We start from the raw sequence: 22,380 nt of genomic DNA on the forward strand, positions 1-22,380 counted from the left end.
ATTGTCCTCCTAGTTCTTAGTGCCATTATTAACTCGAACACCTTGTACAAATATATTTATTGAATTTACTTTTACTTTTAATGTTTGCTCTAATGTGTATTTTATTGTTGACTGTAAATTGCTCGCTACTTCAGATATCTTAGTACCATAACTTACAATGATATACATATCAACATCTATAACGCCATCGCCTTCTCTTACAACAATACCTTTAGAATAATTTTCATGCCCTAATATTTCAGCAATTCCATCTCTTACTTGTTGTCTAGAAGCCATTCCTACAATCCCATAACATTCTACTGCTTTGCTACCCACAACTGAAGCTATTACTTCGTTTGAAATGTCTATACTACCATAATCATTTGTGATTTCTAATGTCATTTAAATTGGGCCTCCTAGTTTATGGTTGTTTAATTAACTATAAAATTAACAAATAATATAATTTATCTAATTAAGCAAATTTCTACATTTATCCACAGTTTATAATTATACCATAATTTGATTTTAACAAAAGTAGAATCTATGTAAATAGAAAAAATCATACTTCTTATTTACATCTATTTTTATTTGTGGTACATTATTCAAGTATGTAGTAGATGCGTGTATTTATATTTATTAAAGGAGGTACTTTCATGGGCAAACAATGTTTCGTAACAGGTCGTAAAGCTTCAACTGGAAACAATCGTTCTCACGCTTTAAATTCTTCTAAAAGAAGATGGAATGCTAACCTTCAAAAAGTTAGAATTCTTGTAGACGGAAAACCAAAAAGAGTTTGGGTTTCTGCACGTGCTTTAAAATCTGGTAAAGTAACTAGAGTTTAATAAATATAATGCACGAAAAAGACCAGTCCTTATGTGGAGGATTGGTCTTTTTTTATGCGCTCATTTAAATTAATTCATAAACTTGAGCATTATTTGTCGTTGTATTTTAATCTTTACTTCTCACCATTAATACATTACCTTCAGTAATATTCACATTACCTTCTGCTTGGTTGAGTTCGTTGGAAATCGTTAACGTAGATCCAAGTTTAAGTTGTTCCTTTTCAAGATTATATTTAAAATTATTTAACGAGATAATCGTAGGGTACGTAACTGGAATAAATGAGATATAACGATAATTGTCATTTTTCTGAATCGTATATGACCCTGTTTTTAAAAATTGAATTTCATTATTCACATCAATAAGTTTTATGACAATATTTTGCTCTGTATATTCTGGTTTTTCTAAAATTTGTAATGCACCCATAAAATGATCTAATCGACCGCCTGTAGCACCATAAACACAAATTTCTTTATAACCATTGGTCACTGCTTGATCAATACCTAAAGCTAAGTCTGTATCATTTTTTTCCGAATTAAATGGATTAATGTCAATTCTTTTTTCAACAAATGCTTTTTCTTCACTAGTAATTGAGTCAAAATCACCTACAGCGAATCGAGGTGTTATTCCTGCTTCTATCAAAAGTAACGCTCCTCGATCAACCCCAATCCAATGCGCATCTGTTTCAGTGTTTAATAAACTTTCAGGCAAATTTCTATTACCACACAATAAATTCACTTTCATTAGCTTCAGCCTTTCAATGTCTTAGTTACTACTTTGTAATCATCATGTTTGAAAAAATATGACCCCGCAACTAACATTGTAGCACCATGGTTTATAACAGTTTCAACAGTCTCATTGTTAATACCACCATCTACTTCAATTTCAAAGTCTAAATTTAATTCATCTTTGATTTTCGATAGTTGATCTAATTTATCAACAGTATCACTAATAAATGATTGACCTCCAAAACCAGGATTCACTGTCATCACTAATACAAAATCTACCATTTTTATCACTGGTAAGATTGCATCAACTGGTGTTCCAGGATTAATTACAACACCTGCTTTTACATGCTTATTCTTTATTTGTTCTATCACTCTATGAATATGAGGTGTTGCTTCTACATGCACTGAAATCATATCAGCACCGTAGTCGGCAAATAATTCGACATATTTTTCTGGTTCTTCAATCATTAAATGAACATCAATTGGCAGTTTAGTACCTTTACGTACTGCTTCAAGTATCGGTAAACCAATCGAGATATTTGGCACGAATTGGCCATCCATAACATCAAAGTGTACACCGTCTACACCTGCTTCTTCTAATGCTGTTAATTCTTCTTGTAATTTTAAAAAATCAGTTGATAATAATGATGGATAAAGTTTTGCCATTTAATATCTTTCCTTTCTATTTGCAATTTCATTAAAGAGTTGTAAGTAATGGTCATATCTAAATTGTGCAATGTTTCCTTTTTCCAACTCTATTTTCACGTTACATTTTGGTTCATTAATATGATTACAATCTCTAAATTTACATTGTTCGCCGTATTCATTGATCTCCATAAAGTAATTTTTTAATTCGTCTTTTTGGATATGTGTAAAATCTAACGCACTAAACCCAGGCGTATCAGCAATATAACCATGGCTTCGTTCAAAAAGTTCTACATGCGTTGTAGTATGGCGACCGCGGTTAAGCGCTTTTGAAATATGTTGTGTTTCAATATTCAGTTCTGGAAAATATTTATTTAATAGTGTCGATTTGCCGACACCTGATTGACCACTTAATACAGCAAGTCCTTCTCCCCAAGCAGCAAAAACAGGTTCAATATCATCATCGATACTAATAAATTGTGTTTTATAGCCCATATTTTCATAAACATTTAACAATTGTATAACTTTTTGCTGCATTTCTGCTGAGGCTAAATCTCTTTTAGTTATGAGTATACGCGGGCGCATATGATATGAATGCGCAATGACTAAAAATCTATCTAGTAATTGCGTTGAAAAATCAGGTTCTACTGCACTCATTACTAATATAAGATGATCCACATTGCTAACAAGTGGCCTTTTTAATTCATTTTTTCTATCATGAACGTATTGAATATATCCTTCGGTTATATTCTCAACTTCGAAATCAACTACATCACCAACAATCGGTGAAAATTTATTTTTTCTGAATAAACCGCGTGGTTTCGTATCGTATAGTTCCCCTTCTACATCTACACGATAAACGCCACTTAATGATTTTATAATGCGTCCTGTCTTCACTTAGACACCTCTCTTTAAAAACTATTATCTTATATATTATAGCAAAGCCTTTTTAATTTAAATATGATTTATGACTATTTCGTATAAAAATCAGTATAAATCATCTTATTACTCTCATAAAAATAATAAAACCTATAAAATAAAACACCATTTCAACAGACTTTATATCAGTTGAAATGGTGTTTACTTATATTTGTTTGACTCAAAGGTAAGTTAGCAATACTAAACTATCTTCGTTCGTTAAGTGCGAGTTCGGATCGTAAGCTTTGGCTAAAAATCATATGGAATATCTTTATCAGCGACGATTTTATCGTCAACGCGAATGGTATATCCTGCCGTCTCGCCTTTTTGAATTGTCATTGGGATTTTTACTGTTTTGTTTTCTTTTATCTTGTACGTCTGTGAAGCTGAATCGCCTTCGTCATCTTTATCTCTTACATAAACTTTGACTTCTTGGCTCTCATCATCATCACCCGTATACTGTACCTGATATGTCTCTGTATACGTCTTGTCTAGTTCATCATCTTTAGACTTAGCTTCATCTTTTTTATCAGAATCTTCTTTGTCTTTGTCCTTGTCTTCATCTTTTTCCTCAGGTGCTCCTTTAGAAACTGTGAATCCAATCGTTGAACCTTCATCAACTTCTTCACCTTTTGGTGATTGGCTGATAACGTGATCTTTTTTAACTTTGTCGTCGTCTTGCTCTTCATTAACTACAACTTTAAAGCCTTTAGCTTCTAATTCTGACTTAGCAGTTTTAAAAGATTTGTTTTCATAATCTTCGACATAAACTTGTTTTGTACCTAATGATTCAGTTAATTCGATATTACTATCATTCACTTCAACTTTATCGCCAGGTGATACGTTTTGTCCTTCGATTAATCCTTTAGCTACATTTTGGTTCGTATACGCTTGTTTTACTTTAGCGTCTTTAATGCCTAAGTCTTTCAACTTATCCATCGCTTCGGATTTAGGGATACCATAAAGACTAGGCATTTCTGCTAATTTAGGTCCTTTAGATAAAACGATATCCACCTTACTCTTCTGCTCTAAACGCTCACCTTTTTTAGGTGTTGTTTTAATAATTTTATTTTCAGAGTATTTATCGCTATATTCACGAGAAATATCACCAAGTTCTAATTTATTATCTTTTAATATTGTTTCTGCTTCTTTTTCAGTTTTACCAGATAAGTCTGGCGTCTCTAAATACTTACTCCCAAACATTCCCATAGCCATAAAACCAAATAAGCCAAATAATAAAAGAATAATTACAATAGCATAGAAAAACTTCTTTTTCTTTGAACGTTGTTTCGTTGGCATTGCATATATATGCTCTTCACTAGATTGGAATTTTTGTTGATTCACAATAGGAATTTGCATCGTTTCTTTAATATTTTTATGTTGATTTTCTGATTGTGTTTGATTAGCAATTTCTTCTTTATTTATAGGCACTGTTTTAGTGTTAGCATCATCTGAAAGATATTTCGCTTCATGCTCTCTACTTTTTGACAATGCACTATCAAGATCTTCTTGCATATCTTTAACAGTTTCATAACGTTCAGATCTATCTTTTTCTGTTGCTTTTAGCACAACATTACTTATAGCTTGTGGCACATCTGAACGATGCTCAGTAACATTGGGCATCGGGTCTTGTATATGCTTAATTGCAATACTTACTGCGGTTTCTCCTGAAAATGGAGGCTTCCCAACAAGCATTTCATACAATACTACACCGATGGAATAGATATCAGTTCCATTATCTGTAGACTCTCCTCGTGCTTGTTCTGGAGATAAATACTGTACTGTACCTAACACATGATTCGTTTCGGTCATTGTTGTTTCACTTAACGCTTTAGCAATACCAAAATCTAATATTTTTAAAGTTTTATCTTTTTCCACCAAAATGTTTTGAGGTTTTATATCACGGTGAACAATTTTAGTATCATGCGCATGCTTGATACCATCGATAATTTGTCTCGTGAAATTCAACACAGTTTCAATATCTAATGGACGATTTTCTTGAATGTATTCTGATAATGTTGGACCTTTTATGTATTCCATCACTAAAAAGAAGTTCTCTTCATTTTCTGTTACATCAAATACACTAACAATATTGTCGTGTGAAAGTTGAGTTAAGTTATGTACTTCACGCTCGAAACGTTTAATTGTTTCTTCTTTTTCACCCGATGGAATTCTAATTGCTTTAATTGCTACTTGTCGGTTGAGTATCGAGTCTTCAGCAAGATAGACAGTACTCATACCACCGCCACCAAGTTTTTTAATCACTTCATAGCGTTCATTTATTAATTTGCCTATCATACTTTATCACCTTCAATCTCAGCCAAAATTAAACTTACGTTATCATTCGTATCTTGTGATAATGCAAGTTCTATTAAATTTTGTCCCTGTGTTTCTAATTCATTATCTTGAATTAATACTTCTTGAATCATATGGTTACGAACAAAATCAGTTAGACCATCAGAATTCAACATTAAAAAGTCATAAAAATTCGTTTTTTTCACAAAAATATCTGGCGTAACTAATTTATCCGTACCCATCACTTTCGTAATAATATTGCGTTGTGGATGCGTAAACGCTTCTTCAGCGCTAATTTGGCCTATCATCATAAGATGATTCACGAATGAGTGATCGTTGGTAATTTGTTCAATATCTCTACTATTCACTAAATACGCACGTGAATCCCCAATATTTGCAACAACTACATAATTATCAAATACTAATGCACAAACACAAGTCGTACCCATACCTTGATATTTTGGATTTTCTACTGACAATTGATATAATTCACGGTTAATCGCTTTTAGTGTTGTTCTCAACCAATCTTCAGCTTGATCTGCCTCGATAAGATTTTCTTCTTCAAATCGACTTTGCAGTTCATTGGTTACAAATTGGCTTGCGACTTCACCTGCAAGATGTCCGCCCATACCATCACAGAGCACTAATAACTGTTGCTCTGTTTGATTATAAAATACGCCACCTGCATCTTCATTTTTATCACGATATTGTCCCGTGTCAGTAAAAAATTGTGCTTTTAGCATGTCTCTACCTCGTTTCTACTTTTCGTTCCTTCGCTCTTAATTGACCACACGCAGCATCTATATCTGCACCTTGTTCACGTCTAATTGTTGCATTAATACCTAAACGTTTTAATTCTTTCTCAAATTTAAATATGTCTTCTTTAGGTGTTTTAACATAATTACGTTCTGGTACGTGGTTAACAGGAATTAAATTAACATGACAATTTAAGTTTTGAATTAAATGCGCTAATTCTCTAGCATGTTCAAGTTGATCATTAACGCCACCAAACAAGCCATACTCAAACGTAATACGTCTATTTGTTGTTTCTTGATAATAATTAATAGCTTCCATTAATTTTTCAACGTTGTATGCTCTGTTAATAGGCATTAATCTAGAACGTATTTCATCATTTGCACCGTGTAAACTCACAGCAAAATTAATTTGAATGTCTTCATCTGCGAAATCATATATACGTGGAATAATACCTGAAGTTGATACCGTAATGTGACGGGCACCAATATTCAACCCATTATCGTTATTGACAATTTTTAAGAAATCCATCATTTCATCATAGTTCTCAAACGGTTCACCAATACCCATGATAACAATTTGTGATACGCGTTCTTCTGATTCATCTAGTGCTTTTTGAACAGTAAGTACTTGCGATACTATTTCACCCGCTTCTAGATTACGTTTCAATCCACCTAATGTAGATGCACAGAACGTACAACCAATACGACAACCTACTTGTGTCGTCACACATACTGAATTCCCATATTCATGTCTCATAAGAACTGTTTCAATTGTATAGCCATCTTGTAGTTCAAATAAAAATTTGATTGTACCGTCTCGGCTCTCTTGTTTAACGACTGTCGTCATAGTTGTCATTGTAAAACTTTCTTTTAAAACTTCTCTAAGTTCCTTAGATAAATTCAACATTTCGTCGATGCTATCTACGCGTTTTTCGTAAAGCCACTCAAAAATTTGTTTTGCTCTGAATTTTTGCTGACCATTTTGTATCAACCAATCTTGCATCTCGTCATATCTAATTGAATAAATGGACTGCTTTTCAAAATTGGGAAGAAACTTATTCTTTTTCTTCTTTTCTTCAGTAATCATAATTTAATTTTCCTTTCTTCTAATCCTAGTAATGAAAAAGCCATCAGAGTTGAAATCTTGAGGTAGTACTTGCATCGTTTTCACTTTTTCTCCAGTAATCGGGTGTTCAAATGTGTCAAATTCAAAATCTTTATTATCTTTTAAAAATGTATATACTACATTCTCATTTTCTAATTGTTCAATTGTGCATGTAGAATAGACTAACGTGCCACCTGGTTTTAAATTATCTTTCACATTATTTAAAATTTCCAATTGAATTTCAACTAATGATTGAATCGATTGTTGCGATTGTTCATATTTAATTTCAGGTTTGTGTCTTAGGACACCTAAGCCACTACATGGTGCATCAACTAAAATCTTATCATACACTTTACCATATTTTTCAGTCGCGTCGTGTTCAAAAGCAGAAATGTTAGACAATCGTAATTTTTTAATATTGAAATCTATCAAATCTATCTTATGTTCATAGATATCAGTTGCATCAATATGACCTGTGCCATTTAATACTTCTGCAATATGACACGCTTTTCCACCTGGCGCACTACATGCATCTAATACTTCGTCGCCCTCAGTTAATCCCATTAATTCCGCAACGAACATAGAACTTTTATCTTGGATAGAAACTAAACCATCTTTGAACATACGTGATTCGATAATTGGTTTGCCACTGATGTGCAAACATGTATCAATTTCGTTATCTTGTTCCACGATATAATCATCTTCAACTAATCTTCTAATTGCATCTTCAATTGAAATTCTTGTTAAATTTACACGTACAGTTGTCGCTACTTTTGTTAAAAATGATTCCGCGATTGCTTCAGTTTTTTCAATACCAAAGTGTGTCGACCAATGATCTACTAACCATTTTGGCAAACTGTATTCGATAGCGATTCTTTTTTTATCATCAGTGATTTCAGTGAAGTCTGGCAAATCACTGCGCATAATATTACGTAATATACCATTTACTACGTTACCGTTATGCGGTCCACCCTTACGTTTAGCAATTTCTACTGCTTCGTTTATAATTGCATGTTCAGGAACCTTGTCTAAATATACGTATTGATAAATACTCATCCATAGTAATTGTCTTACCCAACCTTTGAGCTTCGTTTGAACGAAAGGTTTTAATAGGTAATCCAGCGAAAATTTTCTTTTTAATGTGCCATAAACGAGTTCAGTAAATAATCCCTTATCTGCACGATTTAATTCATTATTAGATAAAACTTCATTAATGATGATATTGCTATAAGCTTTGTCATTTATGATGTCTTGTAAAGTTTCAAACGCTAATTGTCTTACGTTCGTGTCTATTGTCATAATAATACCTTCCCAACGAGTGGCGTTTGCACTCCACTTAAGTAATTTGCAGCAAGCATTCGTTTTTTACCTGCAACTTGTATGTCTGTTAAAGCAATAGCATCTTTGGAACCAGTCGCGACGATAATTGCTTTTTTAGTTGTTTCTATAATCGTACCTGGTTCTCCAGTTTTATCTTTTTCAATTCTAGATGCATATATTTTTAAATTTCCGTCATCCATTACTGTATAAGCAACAGGCCATGGTGACAGGCCGCGAATATGGTTATATATCTGTTCTGCTGAAAGTGTCCAATCAATTTTCTCGTCTTCACGATTAATATTAGAGGCAAATGTCGCTTCACTTTCATTTTGAGCAATACTGTCGTTCGTGCCACTTATAATAGACGGCAACGTTTCTTTCAGTAAGTTTGCACCTAAAAAACTCAATTTCTCGTGCATCGTACCTACATCATCTTGCTGTTCTATCTCGATAGCGCGTTGAGATATAATATCACCAGCATCTAATTTTTTAACCATATACATAATAGATATTCCTGTTTCCTTTTCACCATCAATAATCGCTTGATGAATTGGAGCGCCACCTCTATATTTAGGTAACAATGAGGCGTGGACATTAATCGCACCCAGTTTAGGTGATGCTAATAATGTTTCTGGTAATATTTGTCCAAAAGCTGCTGTGACGATTAGGTCTGCATTTAAATCAATAAGTACTTTTAAGTCTTCTGATTGTGCTAATTTTTCTGGCTGGTAGACCGCAATGTCATGTGCTACTGCCACTTTTTTTACAGGTGGTGGTGTAAGCGTACGTTTTCTACCAACTGGTCTATCAGGTTGCGTTACAACTGCGATTACATCATGTTCAGCAATTAGCATTTCTAAAACTTTAGTTGAAAAATCAGGTGTCCCCATAAATATTATTTTACTCATTGTCAAAATACGCCTCCATTTCAGCTTCACTTAAAAATTTACTTACGCGCTCAGTAAATAACTTACCTTCAAAATGGTCAATCATATGTAATATCATACGTGCAATATCATCATATGCGGTCATTTCAACTTCATTACCATTTTTATCATTACTTTTAACAACGATCATTTTACTTCTTGTCACTTCACCATATACGTTAGGTATACTAATAGATCCTTCTAAATCTGTAACTTTCTCATTAGATTCGCTTATTAATTGAGGATTAATCAGTTGTAACAAGCCATCTACTTCCATATCTATAATCGCTACTTTTTGCGATATACCAATTTGCGGTGCACATATAGCGGATGCACCTACGTCATACATTGTATCTTCTAAATCGAGTAACAACTCCGCTAATTGAGCGTCAAATAAAGTAACATCAGGTATTGATCTTTTTAGAATTGGGTGTTGACTCGTAACAAGCTGTTTAATTGTCATCATATTTCTCCTCACAAAAATTCATCATATCATTATAACTTATTTTGACCAAAAATGCATCATGCATTGTGCAACAGCTAATTGAAATAGCTGTACTAGCCGTTTATATTTCAATTTGAAAATATATTTCATGCGTTTCTAATACTACATATAGCTTAACAATTCCAAAGAAAAAAAAGGAAATATTTTATCGGTTTACAATAAAATATTTCCTTCGTTTTACATATACTTCGATTATATAAATTTTGATTTTCATTCTTCTAGTCCATAGACAATCTAGTTAGCTGTTTGCCAAACTCATCAAAATTATAAGGATTCAGCCATTTTTCAAACTTAATTTTATATTCATACCATTCACTTTCTATCATAGATAACCAACATGTATCTCTATTTCTATTTTTATAAATTGTATGATTTCTAAAGATACCTTCATATCTAAATCCAAGTCTTTTGGCCGCCTTAATAGAAGGTTGATTCAAAGCATCACATTTCCATTCATATCTTCTATAGCCTAATGTTTCAAATACATAATTTGCTAATAAATATTGGACCTCAGTTGCAATACGTGATTGTTTTAAAACATTTGAATAATGAATATGGCCCACTTCGATAGATGCATTTTTTTGATTTATTCTTAACAATGACAAAATACCAACCGCTTCATCCGTTTCGTTGTCAATAATTGAAAAAAAATAGGGGTCTTTCGATTTAATTTTATTATTTATGTAGACTTTAAATTGATTAAAATCTTGAGTTTGTTCATCAGGTAGATATGTCCAATTCGGCGCATCTTCTTCTACACTAAAATGATTGAATAAATCATCGATATGTTGTGTTGACAATTTTTCCAAGCGACTATATTGTCCTTTCAATGACTTTGCTTCAGGAAAACTTGGCATTTCAAAATCATTTATTATATCACCAATTGGTTGATTGTATTCATTATATACCATTGCCATATCGCCCCTTTACTCACTCGTACTATGCCGAAATTTATAGATCATTAAACACTCATTCTGATGAATTTTTAAGTCTATTTGATTCACATTAAATCTTCAGAGGTTGTATTAAAAAATTCGGCCAATATTTGTGCATCTTCATTTTTTAATTTCGTTTGCTTACTTTCTATGCGTTCAATTAATTCAGGACTTAATTTCGTATTATATAAAGATGCGATGCGATTTGATAATTCAACTATACTTAATCCTGTAGCTTCTCTCATATTCATTAAACTCATAGACAAATCCCCTTAGATATTATATTTACATGATGAAAAATACCCACCATTGTATTTTATTGTTGATTTTAAAATCTCAGACCTTTATTTTAAATAAGTTCGATATCAATTTATATTGGACTCGTTACTATTCAATATAACTGTACAAAGCATTAAATGCAAATTTTAAATTTGATATGTTTTTTATATATTAAAATTACATACATAACAATTGTTATAGACATTTTTAATTTTAAAAATAAAAAGTTAAAAAGACCTTTATAATAAATGGTAGCTCGCTATTTACTTTTAATAACATTGTTAATTTAACTTAAAGATTTAATTACATTCACTCTATGTTATTGATTTTAGTTATTCTTTTATAATATGGTTACCATATACTTTTACAAAGGATGAATAAGTTTGGATAAAGAAAACTGGTTTATAGCTATTCTAGTAATACTTATGTTTTTAGCGTATTTATTCCCCTTTATAGATGCTATTTATAATCATTAGCAATATTAATGATTTGTATTTTCCTCACAAAAACTCCTCCAATATAATATTTCACTGATGCAAATCGACGAATGCCACATATATTAACCGACATTGTAAACAATCATTCAAATATATAGCACTAAAAAAGACAAACAGTTAACTAAGACTTTAAAAACGTCTCAAGTTAAACTATTTGTCCTTTTTTGAAATTTATTTAATTATTCAAACCGCTGTAAACTTTGGATCACCTGTAGTCAATATATTCAACCAAATTACTTACATCATCATTTGGGGATTAATATCAATTTTCAATGATAGCTTGTCTTTTAAATATTGGTCATGATAATAATCATCTAAATACTTAAGCGCTTCGTGTAGCGCTGGTTCACTTTTATATTTAATTAAGATTTGGAAGCGATATTCATTATTTATCCTTGATAATGCTGCTGGTGATGGTCCTAATACTAACGCTTTGTCTGATAAATGCTGTAATAAAATTTTATGAATATGTTTCGATGCTTCCATTACTTTCTTCATATCTTTGTGTGCGATAGTGAAATTAATTAAAAAGAAGTAAGGAGGATATTTCCCTATTTTCCTATAATTCATCTCTTTGTTAAAGAAAGCTGGATAATCATTTTCTTGAACATCTTTAATCGCATAATGTTCTGGATTATAAGTTTGAATGATTACTTGTCCTTCTTTTTCGTGACGTCCTGCACGACCTGATACTTGTGTTAATAATTGGTAAGTACGTTCACTTGCTCTGAAGTCAGGAAGGTTCAACATTGTATCCGCATTGAGTACACCTACGAGTGTGATATTAGGAAAGTCTAACCCTTTCGCAATCATTTGAGTACCTAATAAAATATCACCTTTACCTGAGCCAAAATCATTTAATAATTTTTCATGCGCACCTTTACGAGATGTAGTATCAACATCCATTCGTATAATGCGTGCTTCTTGGAACACTTCTTGTAATAATTCCTCAACTCTTTGTGTACCAGTACCAACTTGTCTGATATGCTCACTTTCACAATTAGGACATTTGTTCGGTGGTGTTTCTTGATGCCCACAATAATGACACTTCAATTGATCCGAAGACTTATGATAAGTCAATGAGATATCACAATTGGGACATTGTGGTACATGACCACAATCTCTGCATAACATAAATGATGCATAGCCTCGGCGATTTAAAAACAATACAATCTGTTCTTGATTATCTAAACGAGTTTGAATGGCTTCACGTAATTGTTCTGAAAACATAGACCGGTTGCCTGAACTTAATTCAGCTCTCATATCAACGATTTCAATTTCTGGCAATGCCTGTTGATTAACTCTGTTAGGTAAAGATAATAGTTCATAAACACCCTTATCTGCGCGCGCGTAAGTTTCTAAACTTGGTGTAGCACTCCCTAATATCAATGGACACTGATGATATTGACTGCGCCACTCTGCGATATCACGTGCATGGTATCTAGGATAATCCTCTTGTTTATAAGATGATTCATGTTCTTCATCAATAATGATCATGCCTAAATTTTTAAATGGTGCAAACACACTTGACCGTGCACCAACACTTACCCGAGCTTTACCATCTCTGATTTTTTGCCATTCATCATAACGTTCACCTTTTGATAAGCCTGAATGGAGCACGGCTACTTCATCACCAAATCGTTGCTTAAACCTTAAAACCATTTGTGGGGTTAAGGCAATTTCCGGCACTAGCATCATAGCTTGTCTATCTAAATGCAAGACTTCTTCAATTGTTTGCAAATATACTTCAGTTTTTCCTGAACCAGTCACACCATGTAGTAAAAAAGTTCTCTGTTCATGTGCCTTAATATTTTTAAGTATTGCTTCAAACGCTTGCTGTTGGTCAACTGTGAGTTGTTGCTTTTCGTCTTGTTCAAATACACGCGTTTCAAAAGGATCACGTTCAACGATTGCATCGTATTTTTCCACAAAGCCTTTGCGCATCAGTGTATCAATGCTCGATTTTGAAAAGTTCATTGCTTCTAATTGTTTCAGTAATACAGTATGATGACGTTCATCAATTAAATAAGCATATAAATCATATTGCTTTTGAGACTTTTCTAAAGAACCAAGTACAGCATCATATTCAAAACCTTCTATCACTCTCACAGCACGTTGTTTCTTTTTACTGAGACTTTGAGAAAGCAATGTTACTTCACTAATATCACCTTGCTTTAACAAAGGTGATATGACAGATAAATCATCATTATATTGAGCTTCTTTATACGCATAATGCCCTTCGCTATCAAAACGACGTCGTAACTGTTCCGGAATTGCTTCATCATTTTCAATTGAAAAAACTTTTGTATATTTAGCTTTAATTGCACTCGGTAACATCACTTCTAACATAGAAATTCGCTTCGTCACAAAATAATTATTATACCAATCTGTTAACTTAATAAGTTCTTCAGTTAATTCTGGTTTAATATCTTGAATTTCTTTTATCTCTTTTAACTTAGCTATGTCTATATTTGCGTCAGGTTGTTCTGTTATTTCCATAATATAGCCTTGAATTGTTCTTGGTCCAAAAGGCACAATGACACGCATACCAACTTGTATCATAGATTGTAGTCTTGTAGGAATAATATAATCGAACGTAAAGTCCACACTTTTAGAAGGTATATCAACAATTACTTTTGCTATCATTTTATTCCCACCTTGTTTCTAAACTATCTAAGATATGCTCCGCCAATATGACTTTTTTGTGTTTTCCTAAACTAATAGGACCTCCATTTTTAAAATACATCGTATAGTCATTATCATCCGAACTAAATCCTATTGAACGATCGCCTACGTTATTAGCAATAATCACATCTGCATTTTTATGTTGCAGTTTTTTCTGAGCATATGTTTCAATATTTTGTGTTTCTGCCGCAAAGCCTACTAAGAATTGCTTTGTTTTGTGTTCACCTAGATATTTCAAAATGTCTGGCGTACGTTTAAAAGTCACAGATAATGTACCGTCTTGTTTTTTAAGTTTGTGTTCTAACATTTCAGCAGGTGCATAATCTGATACTGCTGCAGCTTTAAATATGATATCTTGTTCATTAAAGCGTGTTTTTACCGCTTCAAACATTTCCTCAGCACTTTGAATTTGAATAACATTCACATTTTCTGGAGGTGTTAGGTGTGTAGGTCCAGATACGAGTGTGACGTTCGCTCCACGCTTAGTTAGTGATTCTGCCAATGCGTAACCAATTTTTCCTGATGATCGGTTAGATAAATAACGTACTGGGTCCAACTCTTCGACGGTCGGTCCAGCAGTGATTAATGCGTTCATACCTTCAAATCGACTGTCTATCGAATAAGATGCTTGTTCGTTCTCTTTGAAAAACTGGTTTAACCTTTCAACAATTTGCAAAGGTTCTTCCATGCGGCCTTTTGCTACATAGCCACATGCTAAAAAGCCCTCACCGGGTTCAAGAAAATAATAACCATCTGAACTCAGTGTAGCGAGATTGTGCTGTGTCCGCTTATTTTCATACATATGCACATTCATCGCTGGCGCAATAAATTTAGCTGTTTCAGTAGCAAGCAATGTCGACGTCACCATATCATCTGCAATGCCATTTGCAAGTTTGGCAATGATATTTGCTGTCGCTGGTGCCACTACGATTGCGTCCGCCCAATCACCTAATGCAACATGTTGTATTTCTTCCGGATTCTGTTCTAAAAAAGTACTTGTATAAACTGGATTTCTACCAATTGCTTGAAAAGCTAATGGGGTCACAAATTCTTGTGCATGATCTGTAAGCATAACTCTAACGTCATAGTCTGCTTGCGTTAATTTACTTGTTAAATCAATTGCTTTATACGCAGCAATGCCACCTGTAACAGCAAGTAATATTCGTTTCATTGCAAATCTCCTCCAAATAATTTAAATATGACCTCTTAATAGGCTATAAATTTATGTTTATAAATAACACTAAGGTTAATTTGTTATTAAATGCTTTAAATAGATGATTAATCACCATTATACACAAAATTTTAAATTAAATAAAAAAAGGGAGCGGGATAGAAATCAAAATTTGATTTCTATTCCCGCTCCCGCAAGGCTTACTCAAAAAAGCTTGAAACAAGTACAATTAGATATCAAACAACTACTGTTCAATCTAACAATCGAGTCTGAGACATGTATTTATGTCCCAGACTCGTTTGAAAAACTTTTAATTAGCACTATGCTATTTGTTATTTATATGTTTCAAGATTAACTTTTAATTACTTAGATGGTATTTTGTAAAGTCCGTCAGGATAAACATCTCCGCCAGCGATTTCTTCTAGCGCTTTACCTACAGGTTTTTTTGCATCATATTTGCTTAACAATGCAGATTCTGGATTTTCATCTATTTCACGAGCACGTTTTGCAGCAGTAGTTGCAATTAAATATTTTGAATTAACTTTTGCTGTTAATTCGTTTAATGGTGGGTATAACATTATTTTTTTGCCTCCAATATCATTTTTCTATATTTCGCTTCAATACGTTCTCTCTTCAAATGCTCAGCTTCTACAATAGATTGAATACGTTGTTTAGCTAACTCTACTTCATCATTAACTACAACATAGTCATACAAGTTCATCATTTCTACTTCTTTACGTGCTTCATTCACACGACTTTGAATTTTTTCATCAGACTCCGTGCCACGACCGACTAAGCGTTCACGTAAATGATCTAAACTTGGCGGGGCAAGAAAAACAAACAATGCATCAGGGAATTTCTTACGCACCTGTTTCGCACCTTCTACTTCAATTTCTAAAAATACGTCATGGCCTTGTTCCATCGTATCTTTAACATATTGAACAGGCGTCCCATAGTAATTTCCTACGTATTCAGCATATTCTATAAATTCATCTTGTTTAATTAATTCTTCAAATTCTGCTTTTGCTTTGAAAAAATAATCAACGCCATCTACTTCACCTTCACGCTTACCACGTGTGGTCATTGAAATAGAATATTTATAAGATGTGGTTGGATCATCAAATATTTTTTTTCTAACTGTCCCTTTTCCTACACCAGAAGGTCCAGATAGTACAATCAATAAACCTTTCTCATTATCCATGACTTACTACCTCTCTAAGCTAATCTTCTATTATTAACATATGATACCATAAGAAACATTCAATTGTATAGCGTCCCACAACACAAACTTTGCTCATGACCTAATCTTTACGCCATGTTACAATATGTTGAATGACTAAAAATAAGGTGGCTGATAGTAATGGCATATGATGGTTTATTCACTAAAAAAATGGTGGAATCTCTACAATTTCTTGTAGGTGGTAGAATCCACAAAATAAATCAACCAGAAAACGACACACTTCTTGTCGTTGTGCGTCAAAATCGTAAAAATCATCAGCTTCTACTTTCTATCCATCCAAGTTTTACTAGAATGCATTTAACTAATAAAAAATATGACAATCCATTTGATCCTCCTATGTTTGCACGTGTGTTCCGTAAACATATTGAAGGTGGCTTTATAAAAGCAGTAAGACAAATTGGTAATGATAGACGCGTAGAAATAGATGTACAGAGTAAAGATGAAATTGGCGATACAATACATCGTACAATTATATTAGAAATTATGGGTAAACACAGTAATTTAATATTAGTAAACGAACAGCGCAAGATTATTGAAGGCTTTAAGCATTTAACACCAAACACAAATCAGTATCGTACTGTAATGCCTGGTTTTCAATATGAAGCACCACCTGCGCAAAACAAAATTAATCCATATGATATATCTGGAGAAACTGTTTTAAAATATATAGATTTTAATAGTGGGAAAATAGCTCGACAATTACTAGATCACATCGAAGGGTTTAGTCCATTAATTACTAATGAAATTGTTAGCAGAAAACAATTTATGACTGCCCAAACTTTGCCTGAAGCATTTGATACAGTAATTGAAGAAACTAAGGGCGAGCCCATACCTGTTTTCCATAAAAATCATAAAACAGGTAAAGAAGATTTTTACTTTATGAAATTAAATCAATTTTATGATGATGTTGTAGAATACGATTCACTGCATGATTTACTTGATCGCTATTATGATGCACGTGGCGAAAGAGAGCGTGTCAAACAACGTGCGAATGATTTAGTTAAATTTGTACAGCAACAACTTCATAAATATCAAAATAAATTAAGTAAATTAATTGATGAGCAAGAAGGTACCAAAGAAAAAGAATTACAGCAACTATATGGTGAGTTAATAACAGCCAATATTTATCAAATTAAGCAAGGCGATAAAGAAATTACGACGCTTAATTATTATACTGGTGAAGAAATTACAATTCCTCTTAACCCAACCAAAGCCCCTGCTGTCAATGCGCAGAATTATTATAAAAAATATAACAAGTTGAAAACAAGAGCACACGAGTTGCTCCATCAAATTGAATTAACTCAAGAGAATATTGCTTATTTTGAAAGTATTGAACAACAGCTCGCACATATCTCTGTTGATGAAATTGATGATATCCGTGATGAGCTAGCAGAACAGGGCTTTATGAAACAACGCAAACAAAACAAGAAGAAAAAGAAACAAACCATTCAATTACAAGCATATGTTTCAACTGATGGTGATACGATTCTTGTCGGTAAAAACAATAAACAAAATGATTATTTAACGAATAAAAAAGCAGCAAAAAATCATCTTTGGTTCCACACGAAAGATATACCAGGCTCTCATGTTGTGATACTTAGTGACGCACCAAGTGAAGAGACGATTAAAGAAGCGGCCATGTTATCTGGTTATTTCTCCAAAGCTGGTAATTCTGGACAAATTCCAGTAGATTACACAGAAATTAGACATGTGCACAAACCTTCAGGTGCCAAACCAGGTTTTGTAACATATGATAATCAAAAAACGCTTTTCGCTACACCAGATTATGATCACATTCAAAAAATGAAAGTAAAATAATTTGTTATTATATATTATGCTTAAGATTATCAAAACGCATAATAAAAAAGCTAGGATAAAGTCGTTTGTTTTTTCAAAAACGATTATATCCTAGCTTTTTTCATTCTCTAATTTAAATTTATTCTGGCAATGCTAGTTGAAAATTAACACCAAATTTATCTTGTATCCAAGCAAATTCTCTAAATGGTGGCATTTGTGTTTTAGGCATTAAAATAGCCCCACCACTTTTCAGATTACTGAATAAGCGTTCCATTTCTAACGCACTGTCTACAGTGACATATAATGATACGGCTGGATTCATTTCTATATCGACACCATTCATATTATCAATTGCCATAAACACTTGATCTTTCAACCTGAAAATAGCGTGTTGTACAGCACCAGTTGGTTCTTTATCACTCTCACTATATCTTACCAATGCCAATATTTCAGCATCTTCAAATGTATTAACATATAAATTAATTGCTTCTTCTGCATCTCCATTGAACATTAGAAATGTAGTTATTTTTGGTATAGCCATCATCCAACCTCCTTAATTTCTTCTTAATACTAGAATAAATGATAAATTGTAAAAAATCGAATATACAACGTTATTATAAGTAGTAAAATATTTTCAAATTCTTATTTACAAACGTTCAAAATATTGGCTTATGTTAAATTAATAAATCCACTACCTAGCACGTCACGTACATCATGTATAACTAAGAAAGCTTTGTCATCTTCTTCATTCACTAATTTTTTGACTCGCGTGACTTGAGATTGTGGCACTACAACATATAGCATACTTGTTTCTTTTTTACCGAAACCACCCTTGCCTTTAAGTAACGTTGAGCCCCTGCCTGTAAAACTGTTAATTCTATCACTAATATTTTCATTTTTATCTGAAATAATTGTAACAGCTTTTTTAGGATTAAAGCCTTCAATTATAAATGCAGTTGCACGTTCAGTAATGAATATCATAATAATCGTAAACAACACATTTTCTAACGGTAATACAAATAAGAAAGATAGCACAACTAAACCATCTAATAAAAATATGCCTTGTGACGTTTTTATATCAAAGTACTTATTCAGCATTTTAGCTACAACTGAAGTTCCTCCAATGACACCACCTGCTGCAATAACCAAGCCGATGCCCACACCTACAAACACACCACCAAAAGCAGCGTTGATTACAAAGTTATCTATACCAGTACTAAAATTTTCAGTTAAATCTAAAAATAGAGAAATTGCTGTATTTGCAATAAAAGTATATACAGCAGTTCTTGTACTTAAAAATTTCCAACCTACAATAATAACAATTGTATTAATAATTAAAGAAGTTAAAGCTGGTGACCAACCAAAAGCATATTTAAGCGCTAAAGATATACCAACTGTGCCTCCATCCCCAAGATTAGATTCTAGAATAAAGCAATTTACTGCAATTGCACTGACAAATGCGCCAATTAAACAAATAATGATATTTTTAGTATGATCACGGAATAATTGTTTCATCATTTTCATTTAAGCACCCCTTACATTTTCAAAAATTAAACCCTTTTGGTAAACGATTACGATTGGTATTTTCAATTCAGTCAGCTAAAATTAATATAACTATAGAGGCTAAGACATATATTTATGTCCCAGCCCCATAAAAATATATTATTGTAATTCTAAGTTATACATCGTATTATAAATGCAAATGTACCACAACAATAGTGGTCACACCACTTTGTATTTCTTGTAACGCTTTTAACCCATTGCATTCAAAAAATGTATAACTGTCATCTCTTTTTTAGTTGAATGACAATATCGTCTTTATTTCTTTTACTTTCTAATATTTACAGTTAGAATAAATATAAATCCAATTGGAGGTATTTCATGTCTTTTTATATTATTCCATTACTTATTGCAGCATTAGTTTTATTAGTAGGTTATATTATTATTAAAATTATGATCCGCTAATAATGACTTTACTACACAATGACACATTTTAGTTTTAAAACGGTCAGCACATATAATAAGTATTATAAATTATATTGATAAACTTTGTTATTACAAAAATAACCTTAATTTAACGAAGTTCAACAAGAAGTTTGCTATATCAAAATGATTTAATATAAAGAGGAAGGTCAAAATGAAATTCATTCTGATCTTCCTCTTTATTATGGTCTTAAATACGTCTATACATATTACATTTTATGAATTACTTAATATGTCCTTTTTGTTTAATTGTAGTCTTGGATTTCTTATATATATTTGCTTCTGATGTATTAGATAGCCATTCGTTCTTATCGTTTGAATGAGTTGGATGTCTATAATCGTCTTCTTTTTTTAAAAAATCGTTTAAATGTGCAAAGTGATTATATGCTTTTTTTGGGTTTTCTGTCATAATATCCCCTCCAACTCACATTTTAAGACAAGTTGTCTCGCCATTCAACTAATGTATCAATATCATTGTCAGAAATGTCTCCCTTTTCTTTAGCTACCTCAATTAATTCATTATAATTACTTAAAGTAAAGAAAGGTATTTGGGCTTCTTTAAATTGTTCATCCGCTTTTTTTAGACCGTACGTAAAGATAGCTACTACGCCAAGAACTTCAGCTCCTGCTTCTTTTAATGCCTCTACAGCAGTTATAGAAGATCCACCTGTTGAAATTAAATCTTCAATGACTACCACTTTTTTACCTTTGCTTAACGCACCTTCAATTTGGTTTTGTTTACCATGGCTCTTACTCTTAGAACGCACATAATTCATCGGTAAATCTAGCGCTTCAGAAACATAGGCAGCATGTGGAATGCCTGCTGTTGCAGTCCCCGAAACGATTTCGACATCCGAAAAATTATTTTTAATTAACGAACTTAAACCATCTCTAATATTACGTCGTACTGACGGATGACCTAATGTCACACGGTTATCGCAATAAATAGGTGATTTAATACCTGAACTCCATGTAAACGGATCGTTGGGCGAAAGTGAAACTGCTTTAATATCTAATAGTGATTTTGCTATTGCTTTAGCCATTCTTACTTAACCAACTCTCTTTAATTTTATGATAACTTGCGACCGGATTATCACTTTGCGTAATTGGTCGACCTACTACAATATGTGTCGAGCCTAATTGTTTCGCATCTTCCGGTGTAGTAATCCTTTTTTGATCATTTGAATGCGCATTTGCTGGTCTGATACCAGGTGTTACTTTTAAGAAGTTTTTACCGAGTTCACCTGTAAGTAATGCTGCTTCAAGCGGTGAACATACGACACCGTCTAAACCAGACGTTTTGGCTAGATACGCATAATTAAGCACTGCATCTTCTATAGAACTTTGAATGTTTTGTTCATTTCTTAACATAGATTCTGTAGTTGAAGTAAGTTGTGTAACTGCTATAATTTTAATATTTTGGTTGTGTTTTCTTAAACCTTCTAATGCGCGTGTCATCATTTCAGTTCCACCAGCAGCATGTACATTGACTAAATCAACGTTTAATTTACTTAACCCTTCCATTGCCTTACCCACAGTATTCGGTATATCATGTAATTTTAAATCTAAAAAAATATCATGCCCACGTGCTTTAATAGATTCTATAAATTGTGGTCCAGTTTGATAAAAAAGTTCCATACCCACCTTTACAAAAAGTGGCTCATCAAATTGATCTAAGAATGCATCCACCGTTTCTGATGAATCAAAGTCTAGTGCGATAATTGGTAAATTATTCATAATATGTTCTACACCTCGTATTTTAAGATCTTCTACTATA

General features: G+C 32.8%; 23 protein-coding genes. 2 read left to right on the forward strand and 21 right to left on the reverse strand.

Annotation, left to right across the window (positions count from 1 at the left end; all coding sequences use genetic code 11):
• Positions 1–9 precede the first annotated feature (9 nt).
• Positions 10–381: an Asp23/Gls24 family envelope stress response protein gene (locus AAA453_RS10130; protein WP_069816091.1), complete on the reverse strand. Its 372-nt coding sequence runs from the start codon at positions 379–381 to the stop codon at positions 10–12.
• A 251-nt stretch (positions 382–632) separates the two neighbouring features.
• Here AAA453_RS10130 and rpmB point away from each other — a divergent pair, with 251 nt between their 5' ends.
• The gene (rpmB, locus tag AAA453_RS10135; protein WP_002507894.1) at positions 633–821 is read left to right on the forward strand and encodes a 50S ribosomal protein L28; all 189 of its coding nucleotides are present in this window, start codon (positions 633–635) and stop codon (positions 819–821) included.
• Between the two features lie 106 nt (positions 822–927).
• Here the strand turns inward: rpmB and AAA453_RS10140 are convergent, their stop codons facing one another.
• The 15 genes from AAA453_RS10140 to gmk form a co-directional block, all read right to left on the reverse strand.
• Positions 928–1,563: a thiamine diphosphokinase gene (locus AAA453_RS10140; protein WP_069816093.1), complete on the reverse strand. Its 636-nt coding sequence runs from the start codon at positions 1,561–1,563 to the stop codon at positions 928–930.
• A 5-nt stretch (positions 1,564–1,568) separates the two neighbouring features.
• The gene (gene rpe / locus AAA453_RS10145; RefSeq protein ID WP_069816095.1) at positions 1,569–2,213 is read right to left on the reverse strand and encodes a ribulose-phosphate 3-epimerase; all 645 of its coding nucleotides are present in this window, start codon (positions 2,211–2,213) and stop codon (positions 1,569–1,571) included.
• The gene (rsgA, locus tag AAA453_RS10150; RefSeq protein WP_427704788.1) at positions 2,214–3,089 is read right to left on the reverse strand and encodes a ribosome small subunit-dependent GTPase A; all 876 of its coding nucleotides are present in this window, start codon (positions 3,087–3,089) and stop codon (positions 2,214–2,216) included.
• Positions 3,090–3,359: 270 nt separating this feature from the next.
• A complete protein-coding gene (pknB, locus tag AAA453_RS10155; RefSeq protein ID WP_427704790.1) occupies positions 3,360–5,408 on the reverse strand; it encodes a Stk1 family PASTA domain-containing Ser/Thr kinase in 2,049 nt (682 codons plus the stop codon).
• Positions 5,405–6,148, reverse strand: coding sequence for a Stp1/IreP family PP2C-type Ser/Thr phosphatase (locus AAA453_RS10160; protein ID WP_069816101.1), 744 nt, complete (start codon positions 6,146–6,148; stop codon positions 5,405–5,407). Before AAA453_RS10160 ends, pknB begins: the two co-directional genes overlap by 4 nt.
• Before the next feature lie 4 nt (positions 6,149–6,152).
• A complete protein-coding gene (gene rlmN, locus AAA453_RS10165) occupies positions 6,153–7,247 on the reverse strand; it encodes a 23S rRNA (adenine(2503)-C(2))-methyltransferase RlmN (protein ID WP_002512298.1) in 1,095 nt (364 codons plus the stop codon).
• A gap of 3 nt (positions 7,248–7,250) precedes the next feature.
• Positions 7,251–8,558 (reverse strand): 16S rRNA (cytosine(967)-C(5))-methyltransferase RsmB, encoded by a 1,308-nt coding sequence (gene rsmB / locus AAA453_RS10170; protein ID WP_256092382.1) that lies wholly within the window; start codon positions 8,556–8,558, stop codon positions 7,251–7,253.
• Between the two features lie 2 nt (positions 8,559–8,560).
• Entirely contained in the window at positions 8,561–9,493 is a 933-nt protein-coding gene (gene fmt / locus AAA453_RS10175) for a methionyl-tRNA formyltransferase (RefSeq protein WP_069816484.1), read from the reverse strand.
• Positions 9,486–9,974, reverse strand: coding sequence for a peptide deformylase (locus AAA453_RS10180; RefSeq protein WP_056935551.1), 489 nt, complete (start codon positions 9,972–9,974; stop codon positions 9,486–9,488). The genes fmt and AAA453_RS10180 overlap by 8 nt, the downstream gene beginning before the upstream one ends.
• Before the next feature lie 260 nt (positions 9,975–10,234).
• Positions 10,235–10,927 carry a GNAT family N-acetyltransferase gene (locus AAA453_RS10185; protein ID WP_427704793.1) on the reverse strand — a complete coding sequence of 231 codons (693 nt, stop codon included), beginning with the start codon at positions 10,925–10,927 and terminating at the stop codon, positions 10,235–10,237.
• 89 nt (positions 10,928–11,016) lie between these two features.
• Positions 11,017–11,211, reverse strand: coding sequence for a helix-turn-helix domain-containing protein (locus AAA453_RS10190; protein ID WP_069816107.1), 195 nt, complete (start codon positions 11,209–11,211; stop codon positions 11,017–11,019).
• 753 nt (positions 11,212–11,964) lie between these two features.
• On the reverse strand, positions 11,965–14,373 hold the full coding sequence (gene priA / locus AAA453_RS10195) for a primosomal protein N' (RefSeq protein WP_427704796.1): 2,409 nt from the start codon (positions 14,371–14,373) through the stop codon (positions 11,965–11,967).
• A gap of 1 nt (position 14,374) precedes the next feature.
• Positions 14,375–15,583: a bifunctional phosphopantothenoylcysteine decarboxylase/phosphopantothenate--cysteine ligase CoaBC gene (gene coaBC / locus AAA453_RS10200; protein ID WP_427704798.1), complete on the reverse strand. Its 1,209-nt coding sequence runs from the start codon at positions 15,581–15,583 to the stop codon at positions 14,375–14,377.
• A gap of 362 nt (positions 15,584–15,945) precedes the next feature.
• On the reverse strand, positions 15,946–16,161 hold the full coding sequence (gene rpoZ / locus AAA453_RS10205; protein ID WP_002507908.1) for a DNA-directed RNA polymerase subunit omega: 216 nt from the start codon (positions 16,159–16,161) through the stop codon (positions 15,946–15,948).
• Positions 16,161–16,784 carry a guanylate kinase gene (gene gmk, locus AAA453_RS10210; RefSeq protein ID WP_069816237.1) on the reverse strand — a complete coding sequence of 208 codons (624 nt, stop codon included), beginning with the start codon at positions 16,782–16,784 and terminating at the stop codon, positions 16,161–16,163. Before gmk ends, rpoZ begins: the two co-directional genes overlap by 1 nt.
• A 159-nt stretch (positions 16,785–16,943) precedes the next feature.
• On the opposite strand from gmk, the gene AAA453_RS10215 reads away from it, so the two are divergent.
• Positions 16,944–18,641: an Rqc2 family fibronectin-binding protein gene (locus AAA453_RS10215; protein WP_427704801.1), complete on the forward strand. Its 1,698-nt coding sequence runs from the start codon at positions 16,944–16,946 to the stop codon at positions 18,639–18,641.
• Between the two features lie 118 nt (positions 18,642–18,759).
• On the opposite strand, the gene AAA453_RS10220 is transcribed toward AAA453_RS10215, so the two are convergent.
• The 5 genes from AAA453_RS10220 to pyrF all read right to left on the reverse strand — a co-directional run bounded on the left by AAA453_RS10220 (position 18,760) and on the right by pyrF (position 22,340).
• Positions 18,760–19,161 carry a VOC family protein gene (locus AAA453_RS10220; protein WP_002507911.1) on the reverse strand — a complete coding sequence of 134 codons (402 nt, stop codon included), beginning with the start codon at positions 19,159–19,161 and terminating at the stop codon, positions 18,760–18,762.
• A 128-nt stretch (positions 19,162–19,289) separates the two neighbouring features.
• On the reverse strand, positions 19,290–20,144 hold the full coding sequence (locus tag AAA453_RS10225; RefSeq protein ID WP_427704804.1) for a YitT family protein: 855 nt from the start codon (positions 20,142–20,144) through the stop codon (positions 19,290–19,292).
• Positions 20,145–20,826: 682 nt separating this feature from the next.
• Positions 20,827–21,012, reverse strand: coding sequence for a hypothetical protein (locus tag AAA453_RS10230; RefSeq protein WP_427704806.1), 186 nt, complete (start codon positions 21,010–21,012; stop codon positions 20,827–20,829).
• Positions 21,013–21,034: 22 nt separating this feature from the next.
• Positions 21,035–21,646 (reverse strand): orotate phosphoribosyltransferase, encoded by a 612-nt coding sequence (gene pyrE, locus AAA453_RS10235; RefSeq protein ID WP_427704809.1) that lies wholly within the window; start codon positions 21,644–21,646, stop codon positions 21,035–21,037.
• The gene (gene pyrF, locus AAA453_RS10240; protein WP_427704811.1) at positions 21,639–22,340 is read right to left on the reverse strand and encodes an orotidine-5'-phosphate decarboxylase; all 702 of its coding nucleotides are present in this window, start codon (positions 22,338–22,340) and stop codon (positions 21,639–21,641) included. Before pyrF ends, pyrE begins: the two co-directional genes overlap by 8 nt.
• Positions 22,341–22,380 lie beyond the last annotated feature (40 nt).

It is taken from the genome of Staphylococcus parequorum (genome assembly GCF_039237145.1).
GTDB lineage: Bacteria > Bacillota > Bacilli > Staphylococcales > Staphylococcaceae > Staphylococcus > Staphylococcus equorum_A.